The sequence below is a fragment of the uncultured Deefgea sp. genome (assembly GCF_947072475.1).
GTDB lineage: Bacteria > Pseudomonadota > Gammaproteobacteria > Burkholderiales > Chitinibacteraceae > Deefgea.
This window is the reverse complement of record NZ_CAMTIA010000012.1, coordinates 12,885-31,917: the sequence shown is the minus strand read 5'-3', so window position 1 is coordinate 31,917 and position 19,033 is coordinate 12,885. Positions and strand designations below refer to the sequence as shown.

Annotated in this window: 13 protein-coding genes; 12 read left to right on the top strand and 1 reads right to left on the bottom strand. The window is 49.5% G+C overall.

Going from position 1 to position 19,033, the window contains the following annotated elements; genetic code table 11:
- Positions 1 to 13: 13 nt before the first annotated feature.
- The 12 genes from Q0V82_RS06175 (at position 14) to Q0V82_RS06120 (ending at position 17,939) form a co-directional block, all read left to right on the top strand.
- Positions 14 to 2,413, top strand: coding sequence for a WecB/TagA/CpsF family glycosyltransferase (locus Q0V82_RS06175; RefSeq protein ID WP_297573667.1), 2,400 nt, complete (start codon positions 14 to 16; stop codon positions 2,411 to 2,413).
- Positions 2,414 to 2,496: 83 nt separating this feature from the next.
- Positions 2,497 to 3,537, top strand: a complete 1,041-nt coding sequence (locus tag Q0V82_RS06170) for a glycosyltransferase family 4 protein (RefSeq protein WP_297573664.1) — start codon at positions 2,497 to 2,499, stop codon at positions 3,535 to 3,537.
- Complete coding sequence (locus Q0V82_RS06165) at positions 3,537 to 4,559, top strand: glycosyltransferase family 2 protein (protein ID WP_297573661.1); 1,023 nt, start codon at positions 3,537 to 3,539, stop codon at positions 4,557 to 4,559. The genes Q0V82_RS06170 and Q0V82_RS06165 overlap by 1 nt, the downstream gene beginning before the upstream one ends.
- On the top strand, positions 4,556 to 5,143 hold the full coding sequence (locus tag Q0V82_RS06160) for an acyltransferase (RefSeq protein ID WP_297573658.1): 588 nt from the start codon (positions 4,556 to 4,558) through the stop codon (positions 5,141 to 5,143). Before Q0V82_RS06165 ends, Q0V82_RS06160 begins: the two co-directional genes overlap by 4 nt.
- Complete coding sequence (locus Q0V82_RS06155; protein ID WP_297573656.1) at positions 5,140 to 6,444, top strand: glycosyltransferase; 1,305 nt, start codon at positions 5,140 to 5,142, stop codon at positions 6,442 to 6,444. Before Q0V82_RS06160 ends, Q0V82_RS06155 begins: the two co-directional genes overlap by 4 nt.
- Positions 6,445 to 6,453: 9 nt before the next feature.
- On the top strand, positions 6,454 to 8,607 hold the full coding sequence (locus tag Q0V82_RS06150) for a hypothetical protein (RefSeq protein ID WP_297573653.1): 2,154 nt from the start codon (positions 6,454 to 6,456) through the stop codon (positions 8,605 to 8,607).
- The gene (locus Q0V82_RS06145; protein ID WP_297573650.1) at positions 8,607 to 9,974 is read left to right on the top strand and encodes an O-antigen ligase; all 1,368 of its coding nucleotides are present in this window, start codon (positions 8,607 to 8,609) and stop codon (positions 9,972 to 9,974) included. The genes Q0V82_RS06150 and Q0V82_RS06145 overlap by 1 nt, the downstream gene beginning before the upstream one ends.
- Before the next feature lie 208 nt (positions 9,975 to 10,182).
- Positions 10,183 to 10,953, top strand: a complete 771-nt coding sequence (locus Q0V82_RS06140) for an endonuclease/exonuclease/phosphatase family protein (RefSeq protein ID WP_297573647.1) — start codon at positions 10,183 to 10,185, stop codon at positions 10,951 to 10,953.
- The gene (clsB, locus tag Q0V82_RS06135) at positions 10,950 to 12,113 is read left to right on the top strand and encodes a cardiolipin synthase ClsB (protein ID WP_297573645.1); all 1,164 of its coding nucleotides are present in this window, start codon (positions 10,950 to 10,952) and stop codon (positions 12,111 to 12,113) included. The genes Q0V82_RS06140 and clsB overlap by 4 nt, the downstream gene beginning before the upstream one ends.
- A 179-nt stretch (positions 12,114 to 12,292) precedes the next feature.
- Entirely contained in the window at positions 12,293 to 13,684 is a 1,392-nt protein-coding gene (gene cysS / locus Q0V82_RS06130; RefSeq protein ID WP_297573643.1) for a cysteine--tRNA ligase, read from the top strand.
- A gap of 210 nt (positions 13,685 to 13,894) precedes the next feature.
- The gene (locus Q0V82_RS06125; protein ID WP_297573641.1) at positions 13,895 to 15,712 is read left to right on the top strand and encodes a M61 family metallopeptidase; all 1,818 of its coding nucleotides are present in this window, start codon (positions 13,895 to 13,897) and stop codon (positions 15,710 to 15,712) included.
- An 85-nt stretch (positions 15,713 to 15,797) separates the two neighbouring features.
- A complete protein-coding gene (locus tag Q0V82_RS06120) occupies positions 15,798 to 17,939 on the top strand; it encodes a bifunctional diguanylate cyclase/phosphodiesterase (RefSeq protein ID WP_297573638.1) in 2,142 nt (713 codons plus the stop codon).
- Between the two features lie 95 nt (positions 17,940 to 18,034).
- On the opposite strand, the gene Q0V82_RS06115 is transcribed toward Q0V82_RS06120, so the two are convergent.
- Positions 18,035 to 18,916 (bottom strand): DMT family transporter, encoded by an 882-nt coding sequence (locus Q0V82_RS06115; protein WP_297573636.1) that lies wholly within the window; start codon positions 18,914 to 18,916, stop codon positions 18,035 to 18,037.
- Between the last annotated feature and the right edge of the window lie 117 nt (positions 18,917 to 19,033).

The following is a 19,033-nucleotide window of genomic DNA, read 5'->3' as shown; positions in this document are numbered from 1 at the left end:
GCCGAGGTGTGTGATGAATTCATTTTCTAAATTAAGTTATCAACGGTTAGCACCGCGCTTGAGTCGCCTGATTGCGGGGGTGTGTTACTTGTTGCTGGCCCCTTTGGGTTGGTTCTTTGGCGCTTTTCAGCATGGCGCGCAGCGAATGGCGCAGATTTGGCGTAAAGAAATACGCTGGATTGGTAGTGCACAAGGGAAAAGTCATGGTTTATGTTCGACGTGGCGTTTGCATGAACGAATGGCGCTGCCCTTGGGGGCAGAGTTGGTGTGTGATGCTGCCGATGCGACTTTGCGCAGCTGGCGCTACGATAGCGCTTTGTTAGTGCGCTATGGTTTGAGCCTCTTGATTGGTCGTGCAGCACGCCAAGGTGAGGCGCGTTGGCCATTACTTAACTTGTGGTTAGACAATTTGCGCCAAAGCGAGGTGGTTGAGCAATTGCAGCAATGGCAAGGGGATGGTCAATGGCATCGAATTGCCTTTGTGAATCCGCATTGCGCCAATTTAGCCAGCAATAACCCACGCTATCGCGGCATGCTCAATGGCGCGGATTTGTTATTACCCGATGGCAGTGGTGTGCTTTTAGCCAGTCGGATGTTGGGAACGCCGTTAAAAGAAAATACCAATGGGACGGATTTGTTTCCGGTGTTGTGCCGCTATTGGCAGCAGCAAAAGGCTAGGGTGTATTTATTAGGTGCCCATCCTGGCGTAGCAGGCCGAATGGCAGAACAATTACTTTGGGAATACCCAGGGCTGCATATTGCTGGAAGCCAACATGGCTACTTCGCAGAAGAAGATACCCCCAATATTATTCAAAAAATACGCGATGCCCATCCTGATGTTTTATTGGTGGCCATGGGCGTGCCCAAACAAGATATGTGGATTGCCGAACATTTAGCGCAATTACAAACCCCCGTAGCGATGGGTGTGGGTGGCTTGTTTGATTTTTATTCTGGACGAATTTTACGTGCGCCAGTTTGGTTGCGAGAAATTGGCATGGAGTGGAGTTGGCGTTTAATCCAAGAACCACGGCGGATGTGGCAACGTTATTTGGTCGGGAATTTTACATTTCTTGCGCGCGTTGTTTGGCAGCGTTGTCGGTTTGCTTATGGAGATCTTCCGCTGCCCTTTGCGCCGCCCAGTGGGGCCACCCCGAGTCATCAGGTGCATGGCGTGTTGTTGGCGGAAATGAATGCCTGGCCTGATCAAGGAGAAATGACGACGTTGTTATTGCCTTTGGTCGGGCAAACCTTATTAGAGCGGACGGTGATCCGCATGGTTGAGCAGGGCGTACAGCAACTGCATGTGATGGTGGATCTAGCCCATGCGGGTATTGAGGCTTTACTTGGGCAGGGTAGTCGCTGGGGGATTGAGATTCACTATCATCTTTTGGCGGCGAATAAAAACCTGTCTGAGCGTTTAAGTCATTTACCTTTATCCGGTTCGGTGTGGGTGGTTGCGCCAGGCTGCTTGCCCGATGAACCATTGCCCTCGGAAATCAGTGCGCAGTGGTTATTGGATGATGGCACATGGTCGGGTTGGGCGCTGTGTCTCGCCGAAACTTTACGCCAAGCACCCAGCGCATCCTTACTCTTACCGAATAATTTATTGGTTTTTAAAGGGCTTCGCTTGCGAACGCCTGCAGAATTTCTTGCCGCGCAAGCGACGCTCTTAAAATCTGAACCCAATTATGTACCGGGTTATGTTGAAGAAGGGCGTGATATTTGGTTGGCGCCGAATGTGTTGATTGAGGACGGGGCCATTTTGCAAGGACCGTTGTTAATCGGCCCCAATTGCATTATTCGTAAAGGCGTTGAGCTTGGACCCAATTGTGTATTGGCCAGTGGCTGCGTCTTGGATCAAGCGGTGTACGCTGAAAACGCGCTGCTGTTGCCCGATAGTTATGTTGCGCAAGGTTTATTACTTAAAAACTGCATTGCAGGTGATGGGCAAATTCATTGGGTGGACTCAAATCTAAACTTGCAATTATCGGCTGGGGATTGCTTGGTTAGCAGCTTAGCGAATCCGGTGGTGCAGCCCGATACGGTCGAACGCTTGCAAGCCGCGCTGTTATGGTTGTGGTTAGGGCGACAACGCCGTCATTTTGATCCTGACCGTTGGCAAGTGTTAACGCAACATTTGCAAGAAGTCTGTTTGGGTTACCGGCATCTGATTGGCTTGCCCGATTTTGATATAAAGGCGCACTCCCATTGGCAAGGCGCGGTGCATCGTTTGCGCCTTGGGGCGCTGCGCTTATCTGATCTACAAACCCCTTTGTTTCCTGCGCCACAAGTGAGTCGGGCTGAGCAAGACTGGTTGCTCGACTTGTATGGCGCGGCGGTGCCACACCGCTTGCATTGGTCGCAGTTGCCACGCTTACGTTGGAGTTTGGCGCGGCCATCGCAGGGGTATTGAAGTGATTTGAGTTTGCAATTTGGCCATCATTGCTTCGATTGCATTGCAGATAATGGTATGTATCCTTTTGTTGGAGCCCGATCATGCGCCACCTTCTTTATATCTTACATAGCGGTCAATTATATGGGACAGAGCGTATGGCTTTGGCCACTTTGAATCAATTGACACGTCACGGTATACCCGTGTTATTTGCGCCAGCAGGGCCGGTGCATCAAGAAGCAAAACGGCAGGGGATTCAAAGCCATATTTTTTATAATAAGTGGTCATTAGCCCGAGTGTTTTGGCCATATCTTAGTGAAAAAGACAATGTTTTGTTCACGACGGCCGTGACCCAATCGCTGCTGGCCTTGTTGTTGAGTAAATTACGCGGCATTGACTTACCGCAATTGCACATTGTGCATGGCGGCACCGATGAGCGACTCAGTTATGCTCGTAAGCATTGGCTGCAACATCTGGGTTTACCCTTGGTTGCCGTGTCTGATTTTGTACGTGAAAGATTGCTGGCGCATCATTGCTCCGAGCAAGGGGTGAAGGTGATCGAGAATTTTTTAATTGGTCACTTGCCTCAGCGAGCACCTTTTCAGCGCTCAGGAATTGCTCATGTGGCGTTGGTCAGTCGCATTGATCCAATTAAAGAAGTCGGGGTGGCGATTGCGGCTTGGCGATTGCCTGGTAGTTTGGGTATGCCGCGCTTATTGGTAATGGGAACCGGCTGGCAGAGTCAGGCACTGATTGATTTGAGTGTGTTAAACGAGCGTGTTAGCTGGTTTGGATTTGTTCAGTATCCGGCTGAAATCGTTGCCGAGTGCGATCTGTATGTGCATACCTGTCCGTGTGAGCCATTTGGGCTGGCGATTTTAGAAGCCATGGCGATTGGTTTGCCGGTTTTGGTTCCCGATCAAGGGGGCGCGGCATCGCTGGTTGAGGATGGCGTGACTGGCTTTCATTTTCGTGCCAGTGATCCGTATGATTTACAACGCCAAGTGCTCAGAATTAACGAATTATCGCCGGCTAAGCTCAATGCCGTCGTGGCTGCGGCACGGCAGCAATTATCTGAGCGATTTTCTGCCCAAGCTCGGATCAGTGACTATGCTCGGTTATTGAACTTATCGGAGTCAATCTGATGTCGCGCCGACCTTTTACGCCGTCAAGTCTGATTTGCGTCGTGGTGATTGGTCGTAATGAAGGAGAGCGTTTGGCGCGATGTTTGGCTTCAGTTAAGGCGGCGACTTGGCCACAGCTGGAGTTGATTTACGTTGACTCCGGTTCGACAGACCACAGTATTGCAGTGGCAAAAGCAGCCGGCGCTCATGTTTTACAGTCGTTGGCACCTGGCGCTGCAGCGGCAAGAAACCGGGGTTGGCAAGCGTGTCACGCTGATTGGGTGATGTTTTTGGATGGCGATACTGTGCTGGATGCCGAGTTTTTATTGCAGGCTTACCACGCGATGCAATCTCAGGATGTGGTGTGTGTCTGGGGGCATCGTCGAGAGTTAAACCCTCGGCAATCGATTTATGTTCGCGTGCTGGATTTGGATTGGTGTTATCCAGCGGGCGAAACTTTATTTTGCGGCGGCGATGCTTTGTTTTACCGCCCGGCATTGATGGCAGTAGCGGGTTTTAATTCAGCGGTGCTCGCCGGAGAAGAGCCAGAGCTATGCCATCGTCTACGTCAAGCAGGCGGTGTGATTTTGCATATCGATCATTTGATGACGCAGCATGATTTAGCCATCACTCATTTTGATCAATATTGGCAACGCGCGGTGCGAGCGGGGTATGCCTATCTAGCGGTGAGCCAGTCTTGCGGCTCTTTTTGGCATGATGAAGTACGGCATAATCTCCGGCAAACAATGATCATTTTATTGTTATTGAGTACGAGCTTGCTTTTGGCTTTGGTTGGGATTCAGGGGTGGGGTATGCCGCTACTGATTTTATTGGGCTTGATTTTGCGTAGTGCATGGCGGGCACGCTGGCGTTCTGAGCAGGTCTTAACTTTATTGCTATATGGCGTGCACAGCTGGTTTGAGCAATTGCCAGTGAGTTGGGGTATTTGGCGTTGCTGGCGGGATCTACAGCAAAAAAGTCCCGCGCCGTTGATTGAGTATAAGGCGATTGACTGCAAAACCCGCAAAGGGGAGTCCTCATGAAGCAATTGTTATTGCGCTGTTGCCGTGCATGGTTGCCCTTGGTTTTGCAAAGCTTACAACGTGGGTATCAAGGCTGGTGCTGGCTGTGCTTGGCGGTGCGAATTCCTTTGCCGGTCAGTTGCATTGTATTGGGACCGGTGGAACTGCATGGCACGCAGCGAGTTGCAATCGGTGACCGTGGATTTTTGTATCCTGGTTTGTATTTAGAAACACAGCATGACGCCACAATCGAAATTGGCGATGGGGTCGTGATCTCACGCGGCGTGCATATTGTGGCGCATTCTGCGATACGGATTGGTGCCGGCAGCATGCTGGGCGAATATTGTAGTGTACGAGACGCTAATCATCGCCGTGTCCGTGGTCTGCCGATACGTGAGTCTGGATTTAATGCGGCGGCCATTGAGATTGGTCGTGAAGTATGGATTGGTCGTGGGGCGGTGATTTTAGCTGGGGTCTCTATTGGCGATGGTGCCACGATTGCGGCTAACGCGGTGGTCAGCAAAAACGTTGCGGCTGGCACGGTTGTTGGCGGAGTGCCAGCCAAACTATTGTCATCCAACCGTATACAGGAGGCGCATTCATGAATCAGCATTTATTGATGGTGGCGTATCAATGTGGGCCGGATATGGGCTCGGTGTCACAAATTGGCTGGGAGTGGTACCAAGGCATGGTGCAACGCCGTCCGGTGACTTTGATTACGCATGAACGCAATCGTGCGGCGTTAGCGGCAAGGATTGCGCTTGGCGATACGATTCATTTTATTGATACGGAATGGTTGGCGGGGCCCTTGTATCGCATCGCATGTCGTTTATTCCCAGGGCGCGAGCACGCGATTTTTTTATTGAGTTCTCTGGATTATTTCTTATTTGATCGTTTGGCCTTACGTTTGGCGCGTCGCCTACGTCGGCAAGGCCAAGATTGGGGCGCGGTACACGTGCCAACACCGGTGAGTTCGGCTGCAGGCACATGCCTTGATCGCTTAGCGCTACCCTTACTGCGCGGGCCGCTCAATTGTGGTTTAGGTAATCCGCAGGGTTTTGATCGTGTTTTACAGCAAGAGTCACAATGGCTCAATCATGGACGTCGCCTGGGGCAATGGTGGTCTGCATGGTTAGAGCGGTCTTGTCCCTTACGGATTACGCTAGCGGCCACACAAGCGACACGACTTGCTTTGCCAGCAGTGCAACAAAAACAGAGCCGGATGTTGCTTGAAAATGGGATAGATCCGCGTCGCTTTGTCGCCAGTCCTTATCCGCCGCTACCGAGCCCAAATAAGCCATTAAAAATACTGTTTGTTGGTCGAATGTTGGCAGTTAAAGGCGTTGAGTTCTTATTGCTTGCGGTAGCGCAGTTGAAAAAGCAAGAGGGGATTAAGGTTGAGTTGATCTTGGCAGGCAATGGCGGAAAACTCGCTGATTTTAAAGCGCAAGCACAGGCGCTACAGATCGAGCAAGAATGTCATTTTTTAGGGCATATTGATTTAGCCGCTATCCCTGCTTTGATGCAAGCGTGTCATGTTTTTTGTTTGCCATCGATCCGTGAATCCGGCGGTGCGGTGTTACTTGAGGCGATGGCGTGTGCGCGTCCAGTGATTGCCTTTAATTTTGGTGGCCCCGCTGAATTGGTCACGCCCGAAGTGGGCGTACTCATTGATGCCGATTCACCCAGCGTTTTATTAGAGCAGCTGCATGCGGCATTGTTTAATTGCTATTTAGCCCCCGAGCGTTGGCGTGAAATGGGGCGTCTTGGTGCATTACGGATACATCAGTCGAATCAGCTTGGTTTTACTTGGGCAGATAAATTGGATGTCGCCGAAAAGCTATATGCCGAGTTGGCTGAGCAGACTCAGCTGACAGCGTATTCTTCCCCACTTCGCCGTGCTTAGGCGGTCAGTATGTGGCGCTACTTATTTTGCTTTGTCTTGGTTTTGAATTTAGTGAATTCAGTGAGTGCGGCAAACTTGAGTTTGACGCCGCTGGTGGCATTGCCGGGTGAAGTTGTTCCTCGTTTTGGTTTAAATTTAGGCGGTCCGTCTTATTGGGGCGCAGAGCAATTACGCGCCAATATTGTACGAAACCCTGGCTTTGAGCCGTTATTGGATCGCTCTTTGGTGATTGTCGATCGACTTGATGGACGACAAATTACGGATCGTGATGCGTGGGTGGCAAGACCGGATGGCTTTTGGATTGGTGGGCAATTTCAGGTTTTAACTGGGGCGCTAGCGGGTAAAGCAGGACGTATTCGTGACTATCGGCGTAATGACAAAGGTCCTGGATTATTTTGGTTTGAGCATGATTTACAAACTTTGCAAACTGGCGATGTAATCAGTGTAGAGAAAACCGCGCGTTTGACAGGCGTTCCGCAATGGTGGCCACAAGGCCGTGCAAGTTTAGTCGCGCAGGTATCTCCTTCGGGAGGGCAATATGCTTTGCGTTTGCAATCCACTGCCGCGCAAGCGGCGGGCGTATCGAGTTTTTTTGATACTTTGGGTGGTTCCGCAGGGCGCTTATTACCGGTAACGGGGGCGTGGCAACTTAATTTTCGCGTCAAAATGCCACGTGCAGGTGCCAAGCTGCAGGTGCGTTTTTCGCGTGATGGGGCCGCTCCCTTTGTTATGCAAACACTGACGCCAACGACAGAATGGCAAAGCATTCATTTAACTTGGCAGGGGACTGAAACACCGCAGGCGAAAGCGAGCCCGCTGGCTTTGTCCTTTAGTAGTGAAGGTGATGGTGAAATTTGGCTTGATGATGTGTATCTCGGGGAGGCTGTGGCGCAAAGCGGGGGCTTTCGACGCGCCGTAGTTGATACATTAAAAGCACTCAAACCAGGGTATTTGCGTGACTGGCAAGGGCAGCTAGGTGATCGTGTGGCGAACCGATTTGCATCGGAACTGGCACGTCAGCCGATCCGCTATCGGGCGGGTGAGGGTGAGAGTTTTTTTGCGTATAGCGTACCGGAGTTATTTGCTTTGTGCGCCGAGGTGAGTGCGGCACCGTGGGTGGTTGGTCCACCGACTTTGTCGGTTGCTGAGTGGCAAGAATTTGGGCGCTTATTACGAAAGAGCGCTGATCAACTGCAGCTCGATGAGGTGGTACTCGAATTTGGAAATGAGAATTGGAATGCCTTATTTCGCCCCGCAGGATTAAGCAATGTGAATCAGCATCGCGAGGCGGCCGATCGCGCACTTGCGAGTGCTAAGCGTGGTTTTGGTATTGGGCGACGTTTGATTACGGTGGTGAATGCACCTTTTGCATGGCCCGATAGCCCGGGGCCTATTGTCGCGGCGGCTCATGCTGATCGCGTCGCTGTTGCACCTTATTTCTTTTACGATGTACAAGTGCAAGACACTGAGCAAGTCAATCGCGGCAAAGCATTGCAAAGCCAACAAGCTGTTTTGCAAAAGCAGCAACAGCGCGCACAAGTTGCAGGGAAAAGATTGGCAATCTATGAAGTTAATTTTCATTCAACACAGGGTAGCGCTGATGCCAAAGCACGGAATCAAATTGTCACTACAGCGATATCTGGCGTGGCATTAGCACGGCAATTGCTTGATGCGGCATTGCTGGGTATTCGTGAGCAAGCGGTATATAGCTTGGCTGGATTTAGTTTTAAATTACATGACGGTTTGGGTGATGTGGCTTTGTTTGGCATTAGCCGCGATTTGACGACGGCGCAACGCTTACGCCCTACAGGTTTGGCACTGGCGATGCTCAATGAGGTATCCGGTGGCAAGCCTTGGCGTTATCAATGTCAAGGCTCAGTAGAGGCATGTCGCGATCTCGTGGTATTGGGTTTTGCAGATACGGCGACAGCTTCTCCAACAAGAATGGCTATGGTCAATGCGTCAACTCAAGCACATGCGCTACAAATCCCGTGTCAAGCCGCCATTAAATGGCGTTTGCTCGATGGTCGTCAGCCTGGCGATAACGAAGGTGACCGTGCCAAAGTGAATGTGGTACGGGGACAGAGTGTATGCCAGCAAGGGATGGCCAGCGTTAAATTGCCGGCAGAAAGTCTCTTGGTTGTCAGTGCAAGGGGGTCTTGATGCAATATGTGGTTTATCTGGCGCTACTGATGACCGCTATTTTGGTGTGGCAACAAGGCACTCAATACGCATTAATTCGGGGTTATTTGCCAATTTTGCTATTACTTCCCGATTGTTATCGTGCGATGACGCCAGGCTTACCTGACCCTAGTTTTAATCAGGCCGCTATTTTGCCGATTTTTGTGGTAGCGATGATTTCGCAATATAAAAATTGGCGGCCATCCATCACCGATGGTTTGGTCTTTGGTTTTGCATTTTGTGTTGCATATTCTGAATACACCAACGCCGGTTATGCTGAAGCGCAAAACCTCATGTTCGCGATGCTCACTTCGGTATTGGCACCTTATTTTGCCGCACGCTGGTGCTTGCAAAAGCAAGCGGACGATATTGCTGCGGCACGCGTGTTTGTGATTAGTTGCGCGATTGTTTCTGCGGTAAGTATTTATCAGTTTCGCTTTGGGATTAATCCGTGGAGTGTATTGATTGGCCCATTTTTCCCTGGGCAAGGCACGGGATGGGTAACGACATTTCGCTATGGCGTTGCTCGAATTGCTGGCCCTTATTCGCATGCGATTTTGGCAGGCATTATGCTGGCCATGGCATGGCGACTGGCTCGTTGGCTGCAATGGGGGCAGTGCTGGGAAGCGCAAATGCGACATATTCGCCTGCCAGGCAAGAAATCGTATTGGGTTAATGGTTTGCTGTTACTTGGTATCATTATGACGATTGCGCGTGGGCCTTGGATTGGTGGCGCGATCGGAGGGGTCTTGATGTGGGTATCGCGCGGTCAAGACCGCACTAAACGCCTTAAATGGGTTCTCTGCGCTTTGGTCGTTGGCGGATTGGTCGGGCAGGTGTTGCTCGATGCTTATCTTGATGTTCAGCCCGGGGCAGTGATGACGCTATCACAAGAATCAGCGCTGTATCGCAAAGAGTTAATGGATAAATATGAAGCAATTGCTTTAGAGCATGCGGCAATTGGTTGGGGGCGTAACACTTGGCCCAAAGTGGGCGGCATGGAATCAATCGATAATTACTATTTATTGCTTGCTTTGATGCATGGCGTAATTGCAGTGGTTTTTTTAGTGTTGTTAATGGCATGGATGGTGGTGAGATTGGTGGTAAAAGGCCTGCGCGAACCCGCAAATCCAAATTCTTTACCATTTACGTTTGCTGGGATTATCGCGATGGTTTTTGTTTCTTTAGGCACGGTGTATTTAGGCGAGCAGCCAATGCCCGCATTGTTTTTTATTATTGGTTGGGCCGAGTCGCTCTTAAAACGCGATCTTATTGCGATCCCTATTTTGTCGCAAGGTAGAGACAATCAATCCAGTCGGACTAAGCAATTTCGGCATGTAATGCGTTAGCTTGGTGTCGTGCTGACTGGTGTAGGCTCGATGGTTGGTGTTTGTGTTAAGGTTTGACGTGCTTTATTTTGTGGTGGCGGCGTGTCAGAGTAATGTCATTTGAACTTATTTCGAGTTTACAAATAACAAAGTGGCTAGCTAAACATTGGCTTTAACCCTCGTTGATTGGGTTTTTGTATCTTGTCTCGAAATAAAAATGGGTAGAGCGTTGAAAAATAAAGAAAATATATTAAAGATTGCTTCTTACAATATTCATAAAGGCATGTCACCGCTCAATCAGAATTTTGTATTGCATGGCGTGCGGCATGCTTTAAAAGCACTCGATCCGGATATTGTATTTTTGCAGGAAGTACAAGGCCTGCACCATGATTTAGCCAAAAAAATCCATACTTGGCCGCTGGATGCGCAGCATGAGTATTTGGCTGGCGACGCGCTGTTTTCTGCTTACGGTAGTAATGCCCATTATTTACTCGGGCATCACGGCAATGCCTTGTTGTCGCGGTTTCCTATTTTGCATCGCAGTAATCACGATTTAACTTTGCATCGGTTTGAGCAACGGGGTTTGCTGTACTGTCAGTTAGATTTACCGCGTTGGGCGCAACCTTTACATGCTTTTTGTGTGCATCTGAATTTACGTGCCTCGGATCGGCGTAAGCAATTGCAACTGATGATTCGCGCCATTGCTGAGCAAGTGCCTGAAGATGCGCCGCTGGTGCTGGCGGGGGATTTTAACGATTGGCGCGGTGAAGTTAGCCAAGTGTTGCAATCTGAATTGGGTATGGACGAAGTTTTTCAGTCTTTGCATGGGGCGCATGCGCGTAGTTTTCCTGCCAGAATGCCGTTTTTCTCTTTAGATCGTATCTATACCCGTGGTTTTAGTATTGAGTCGGCCGAGGTATTGCACGGCGCGCCTTGGCGCAGCTTGTCGGACCACGCGCCTTTATTGGCCACGTTATCCCGTAGTTTAAATCAGGTATGACGCCGCCTTGTTATGAAGGGCATCAACTGACCTTATTGCGCGATGGTGCGGCGTTTTTTCCTGCGCTGCTGTCGGCGATTGACGCGGCTCAGTTTGAAATTCGCCTTGAAACGTATATTTTTGCGAGCGATGACATCGGCCTTGCGGTGGCCCGCGCGTTGATGCGCGCCGCCCAACGCGGCGTTCGAGTCGGCTTATTGCTCGATGGCTTTGGCGCTTATGCTTTTCCGGCCACGTTGCGCCAAGAGATGCAGGGCGCAGGGGTGCAAGTTTTGTTTTTTCGCCCCGAGGTGAGCCGTTTTGCGCTCAAGCGCTCACGTTTACGGCGCTTGCATCGAAAATTATCTTGTTTTGATGGCCAGCTGGCGTTTATCGGCGGCATCAATATCATTAGCGACGATGATGGCCCCGGCATGGCGCCGCGCTACGATTATGCCGTTGCCGTCAAAGGGCCGGTGGTGCTGGAGATTGAGCAGGCCTTGCTGCGTGAGTGGCGGTATACCGCTTGGATGCAATTTAAAAAATCGATTTTTGCACGCAGGCAATGGCCATTGCCGGTGGTAGTCGGCGACGCTAAAGCGCGCCTGGTGGTGCGAGATAATGCGCGCAATCGGCATGCGATTGAAAAAGCCTATTTGCAAGCGATTGAAGCGGCGCAATCTGAAATTATAATCGCCAACGCTTATTTTTTGCCCGGTCTGCGTTTACGCCAAGCTTTAATGCGCGCCGCTAAGCGGGGGGTGAAGGTGGTGCTCTTGCTGCAAGACGAGCGCGATCATGCCTTGCTGCAATACGCCAGCTGGGCGTATTACCGTGATTTATTGCACGCTGGCGTCGAGATTTATCAATATAAAAGCGGATTTATGCACGCCAAAGTGGCGGTGATTGATCAAGTCTGGGCCACCGTGGGGTCAAGCAATATTGATCCATTTAGTTTGTTGCTGGCGCGAGAGGCGAATCTTGTTGTTGAGAATGCGTCTTTCGCGCTGCAGCTGCGGGCTGATTTGCAATACCGCTTGCAGCGTGATGCGCTGCTTATTTTGCCCGAGCATATACATCAAGCCAGTTATTTACGTCGGGCTGTGGTGTGGACTTGTTACGGCCTAGTTCGACTGCTGCTCGGCGTTTCGGGCTACGGTGGGCGAAAATACCTCGAATGAAGGCTCGTTATTAGCGCAAAAATGCCAAATCAATCTGCTGGTGTTGGGTATATCACCGAGTTGGGCGTTAAAGGTGCCGAGTGAAAGCCAAAGCAAGGTTTGAATTTTTCAGTAAACAGCGTTGGGCGTACTCGGTAGCTTTGGTAGAATGACGGACTAAATCCAATTACGAGCCCTTTATGATCACTTTGTACAATACCTTGGCCCGCGAGAAGCAGGAATTTAAACCGATGACGCCCGGCATTGTGAACATGTATGTTTGCGGGATGACGGTTTACGATTATTGCCATATTGGCCATGCGCGGATGGTGGTGGTATTTGACGTCATCACGCGGTGGTTTCGTGAGTCGGGTTACCAAGTGAATTATGTGCGTAATATCACCGATATTGATGACAAAATCATTCGCCGTGCCGCAGAAAATGGCGAGTCGATTCATGCCCTCACCGAGCGCTTTATTGCTGCGATGAATGAAGATTTTGCTGCGCTGGGGATTATTCGCCCTGATCATGAGCCCCGTGCCACTGAGCATATTCATGGCATGCAGTCGATTATTGGCCAGTTGTTTGATCGTGGTTTGGCGTATTCAGCGCCCAATGGCGATGTGTATTATTCGGTGCGTAAATTTCAAGGCTACGGCAAATTATCGCGTAAAAATTTAGATGATCAGCGTGCCGGTGAGCGCGTTGATATTGACGAAAATAAGCAAGATCCAGCGGATTTTGTGTTGTGGAAAAGCGCTAAAGCTGAAGAGCCGAATGAAGTGAAGTGGGCTTCACCGTGGGGTAGCGGTCGTCCCGGTTGGCATATTGAATGCTCTGCAATGAGCTGCCACCATTTGGGCGAGCAATTTGATATTCATGGTGGTGGTGAGGATTTACAGTTTCCGCATCATGAAAATGAAATCGCGCAATCAGAAGGCGCGCACGGCCATCCTTATGTCAATTACTGGCTGCATAATGGATTTATCAATGTTGATAATGAAAAAATGTCGAAAAGCCTCGGTAATTTTTTCATTATTCGTGACGTTTTAGCGCAATACGACGCTGAAGTTTTACGCTTCTTTATTTTGCGCGCGCATTATCGCAGCCCACTCAATTACAGCGACGCGCATTTAGACGATGCTAAAAACGCCTTAACGCGGTTATACACCACGCTAAAGTCGATTCCTGCTCAAGCAGTTTCTATTGATTGGTCACACCCGATGGCGGCGCGTTTTAAAGCGGCGATGGATGATGATTTTGCCACCACCGAAGCGGTGGCGGTGTTGTTTGAGTTGGCCTTGCAAGCCAATAAACACGGCGCTACTGAGCAAGGCATTGCTGCCGCGAGTTTGTTAAAAGCGTTAGGCAATGTGTTGGGTTTATTACAGCGCGATCCAGAAGCATATTTGCAAGCGGGTAGCCGCGATAGTGCTTGGCAAGCTGAGCAAATCGAAGCGGCAATCGCGGCGCGCAAAGCAGCGCGGGCGGCAAAAAATTGGGCCGAATCGGATCGAATTCGGGATGAATTAGCCGCGGCTGGGATTGTGCTGGAAGATACGGCGCAAGGCACTGGCTGGCGTCGAGAGTAATCTCGCTAGGGCTGGCGCGGTAAATGACCGCGCCATTCTACAAACTGATTTAAAGTGATTGATCGCCAGGTAACACTTGGCGATCATTTTTTTTTTGCAAAGGTCTGTTGTTTTAAGAAGTCGTGGCTAGGCAGGTCGGTCAATATGAGCCGCATTGAACGACTGGCTTGAATAAAAGACGCAAAACCCATTTTGAGGTCGCTATTGATCATGAGTATTCAATACAAAATTACACCCCACTCTATCGCCGCGCATTTGTTTGCGGTTGAGCTGACGATTGAGCAGCCTGATGCGGCAGGGCAGATCGTGCATTTGCCAAGTTGGATTCCGGGTAGTTATTTGCTGCGTGAATTTGCCAAACATATCGTCAGTATTGAAGCCGAGTCGGCTGGTGTTCGCGTGCCGCTGACTAAATTAGACAAGTCGAGCTGGCAAGCCGCCGCGGTTGCTGCGCCGTTGCGGGTAACGTATCAAGTGTATGCCTTTGATTTATCGGTACGCGGTGCGTATTTGGATCATGAGCGCGGCTTTTTTAATGGCACCAGCGTTTTCTTGGCGGTGGCAGGGCAAGAAGATCAAGTTTGCAGCTTAACGATGGTTCCGAGCCAGAACGATACTTGGAAAGTGGCCACCAGCCTGCCTGCGCAGCAGGTGGATGCGGCTGGGTTTGGTCAGTATCTGGCGCAAAATTACGATGATCTCATTGATCATCCGGTTGAAATGAGTGATTTTTCTCAAATTGAATTTATGGCAGCAGGGGTGCCGCATCGCATGGTGATTGCGGGGCGACATCAAGCCGATTTGCCGCGCTTGGCGCAAGATTTACAAAAAATCTGCGAGTATCAAATTCAATTTTTTGGCACACCGGCACCATTTAAAGATTATTTATTTCTGACTCTGGCAGTGGGCGAGGGCTACGGCGGTTTAGAGCATCGCGCATCGACGGCGTTAATTTGCAATCGCAGTGACTTGCCTCGTGCGCATGAGGCTGAGGTTAAATCGGGCTATCGACAGTTTTTGGGCTTATGCAGCCATGAATATTTTCATAGCTGGAATGTGAAGCGGATTAAACCTGCCGCTTACGCGCCGTATGACTTAAGCCAAGAGAATTATTCGCGACTATTGTGGGCGTTTGAGGGGATTACATCGTATTACGATGATTTATGTTTGCTGCGCGCAGGGGTGATTACAGAGCAGGCCTATTTGGATTTGTTGTCGCAAACCATTACCAGTGTTGAGCGGGGGTATGGCCGTCTAGTGCAGAATCTAGAAGACGCCAGCTTTGATACCTGGGTTAAGTATTATCGACCAGATGAAAACAGCCCTAATGCGCTGGTGAGCTATTACACCAAAGGCGCGCTATTTGCGCTGTGTTTGGATTTAACCATCCGCCAAGCCACCCAGCAGCAAAAATCGTTGGATGATGTGATGCGGGCATTGTGGCAAGAGTATGGCCTGAACTTCGAGACCGCTGGCCGAGGGATTGCCGAAGCCGAGTGGGAAGCTTTGGCCCAGCGAGTCACCGGTGTTGATTTGTCAGCTTTATTTGAACTGGGCTTACGCTCAACTGCGCCGCTGCCATTGCAAGCATTGCTCGCCGATTTAGATATTGTCTGGCAACAAAGGGCCGCCGATTCGGCGCAAGATCGGGGTGGGTGGGTAGCACAACCGGCCGCGCCCAAGTTGAGCTTGGGCGTGAAGAGTGCAAGTGATGCCATGGGGGTGAAGTTGCTCAATGTAATGACGGCCGGTGCCGCAGAACAAGCGGGCTTGGCTGCAGGAGACGTGCTGGTGGCGATTGATGGCTTGCGAGTGAACGCCAGTCAATTTGACGCCATGCTGGCTACTGCCGCGCAAGGCGCTGACTTGCCGGTGCGCTCGCTTGAAGTTCATGCTTTTCGCCGTGATGTGCTGTTTAGCTGCCAAGTAAGCCCCCAATGGGCGGCTTTGGATACCATTGGTTTACAGCCAAACCCAGTAGAAAGCCAAGATAAACTGAAAGATAGAAGAAAGTGGTTTATTGGTTAGATTTCACGTAACTTTCTTTGCGCGCTGCAGCAAATCAGTCTATTAATTAAGCTCAATCAATGGATCTTGAGTTTGAGGCGCTATTTTGGATTTTCGTACGAAGTTAATCAATCAGTTTAGAGGCGCAAGAACCAAGGTTTTATTGGTTTTATTGCTGCTGAACTTATTAATTTCGATGGCTTTGTCTGCTGCGCTGTATGTTTTTTTAAATACCGCCTTAATTGCCGAGCTGGATGGTCGATTGTTGACTGCTGCGCGGGCGATTCCTTTTGTGTTGCCTGAGCAATATCTAGATCGTACCCTCAGCGGTAAATCGATTTCCAGCGCCGATTATGAGCGCAATGTGCTGCAGTTAAATCGCTATGCCGAGCAAGTTGGCGTGCGCTATTTATATGTATTGGCGATGGAACAAGGACAGGTGCGTTATCTGGCCGACAGTGCCAGTCCGGACGAGGTGAAAGAGGGTCGCTATGGGCATTATTTGCAACCGTATGCCGATCAAGAATTGCGATTTAAGGCCGCGTTAGACAGTGGTAAAACTTATTTTGGCGAGGTGAGGGATGAGTATGGTGTTTTTCGCTCAACCGCCATGGCGCTGCCACGCAAGGGCGGCGGGTTTTATGTTTTAGCGGCTGATATCTCGATGGAATCGGTATTGGCGCAGCAAAGTCAGCTTAAAGTTCAGGCTGCTTTGTGTTGTTTATTGTTGTTTTTAATGGGTGCAGGCGTGGCATCTATTTTGGCGAATAAAATGACCGCGCCATTGCGGCGGTTTTCTTTGGCGGTGCGCCGCTTTGCTGCGGGTGAATTTGATGTCCGCATGCCAATTCATCGGCACGATGAATTGGGCAGCTTGGCTTCGGCGTTTAATGCCATGGGCGACGCGATTTCGGCGCGTGAACATTTATTGCATCAGTTAGCATTTACCGATCGATTAACCGGCTTGCCCAATCGCGTGAAGTTTGCTGAAGCCTTAACCGTGGCGCTCAGTAGAAATCCACCATGGCTGGCGGTGGCGATGATTGATCTGGCTGATTTTCGTTATGTGAATGATGCGTTTGGTTTTGAAGCGGGTGACCGTGCCTTATGCATTATCGCGGATCGATTTTCTTTGCTGCAAGCCAATCCGGTTCGGTTGGTGGGGCGAGTGTCGGGCAATGTGTTTTCCTTATTACTCTCGGCAGAGAATGAATCGCAAGTTCAGCTGCAAATGCGGCAAATAGAAGAATCCTTATCGGCGTCGCTGTTATTGGGCGAACAAAAAATTCATATTGCGATCCGATCGGGGATCGCCATCTTTCCACAGCATGCCAATACGGCAGAGGGCTTGTTGCGTCATGCTGAAGTGGCGATGTTCTTTGCCAAATTAAACCGTGAAGGCAGTGTTTTATATGATCCTTCGCGAGAAGACAATCGTTTAGATCAATTTACGCTGTTGGGTGATTTACGCGAAGCGTTGCAAGAGAATCATTTAGTGGTGTATTACCAGCCCAAAATTAATGTGGCCACCGGGCAGGTGAATGCGGCCGAAGCTTTGGTGCGGTGGCAGCATCCGAGTCGTGGTTGGATTTCTCCAGGGTTGTTTATTCCATTTGCTGAAAAAACCGGAAAATTACGCGGCATTACTGAATGGGTGTTGCACGAAGTGTTGCGTCAGCAAATCGCCTGGCAACAAACCGGACTGCGCTTGCTGATTTCAGTGAATGTGGGGGTGAGTGATGTGGAAGATGTGCAATTTGTCGATTTTGTCGAAGCGCAGCTCAATAAGGCGGGCGACGCGGCGAATCTTTGTCTTGAAATCACTGAAACCGGTGTGATGCACAAGCCCGACGTGATGCTGCAAAATCTCGCTCGCCTACGCTCCCTTGGCGTGCGGCTATCCATTGATGATTTTGGTACTGGTTATTCGTCGTTTGCCTATTTGGCTAAAATGCCGGTGAATGAATTAAAAATCGACCAAGTGTTTGTGATGTCGATGAATAGCACCTTTGAAAGCGTCTCTATCGTTCGCTCCATGATTGAAATCGGCCATATATTGGGGCTAAAAGTCGTCGCCGAAGGCGTGGAGACCATCGCCATCTGGCAAGCTTTGGCCGTGATGGGCTGTGACGAAGTGCAAGGCTATTTGATCGCCGAACCCATGAGTAGCGCCGCTTTAGTGAGCTGGCTGGCCAAAGCGCCACACCTGCCTGCCGAGTTAACGCCACCGAGCATGTCGAACTTTTAAACGCCTGGTAAAGTCTGATGTTCTGGCCGCTATTTATGGTTTTTATTGAAATGGGATGATTGTAGGAATCACTTTTCCCGTGCTAATTGAATGCGCTATTTGTTGCAAAAATAGATGCCCGTAATGGCGATGATGCCGCCGAGCAACATGGAAATACTTAAGTTTTCACCCAGAATCAAAAAACTAAGGATCACCGCAGATAGCGGATTGAGCGCAATAAATCCGCCGGCTTTTGTAGCGCCAATGCTTTGTATTCCATCGTAATACAAAATATAAGCTATAGCCGATCCAATCACGCCAAGATAGACCAGACTCAATATTTGTTTTTGCGTGATTAAGGTCAGCGCTGAAATGGTATCTCCGCCTTGAAAAATAAGCGCCATAAATAACATGCTCGTACCTGCAATCACAGAATAAGTTACGGTATGAATTGGGCCAATTTCCAAAACTATTTTTTTTGCAAATACCGTATAGATTACCCAACTGATTACACAGCCAAAAATGAGTAAGTCGACTTTCCATAGTTCGCTGCTTGAGTGAGAAATGGTGCTTTTGCTGAGAATAACGGTAATCGCGCCAACTACACAGGCCATTATTCCGATTAAATTGGTGCGAGATATTTTTTCTTTTTCAATAAAAAAGGCGGTTAGCGCAATTAATGCCGGATTGAGCGCAACAATCAGAGAGGCTCGTGAAGCATCGGTATAGTGCAGACCATAAAAAAAGAAAACGTTATACAAAAACACACCGAAGAATCCAAGTGTAATTAATCTAAGTGTTTGTGATTTTGATAATTCAATAATTAAATTATTTTTGATGCTAATGAAGATGATTAATGTCATGCTTGCTAACAAAAATCGCAGGCAGGCGGATAATAATGGAGGCACATCTGCAGATAGATAGCGACCGGCAACAAAGGTGCCACCCCAGATCAATGAAACTAAAGCTAGCTTGGCATAGGTGGCATAATTGGGCATAGTTTGTATTCCTGTTGCTCTGCATTTTTAGCGTTATTTATGTCATTTCGCGTGAGGTGAAAAAATAATATTTGAAAAATTTTTTTTAAATGAATTGGCTGATTTTTAGTTTTTTTA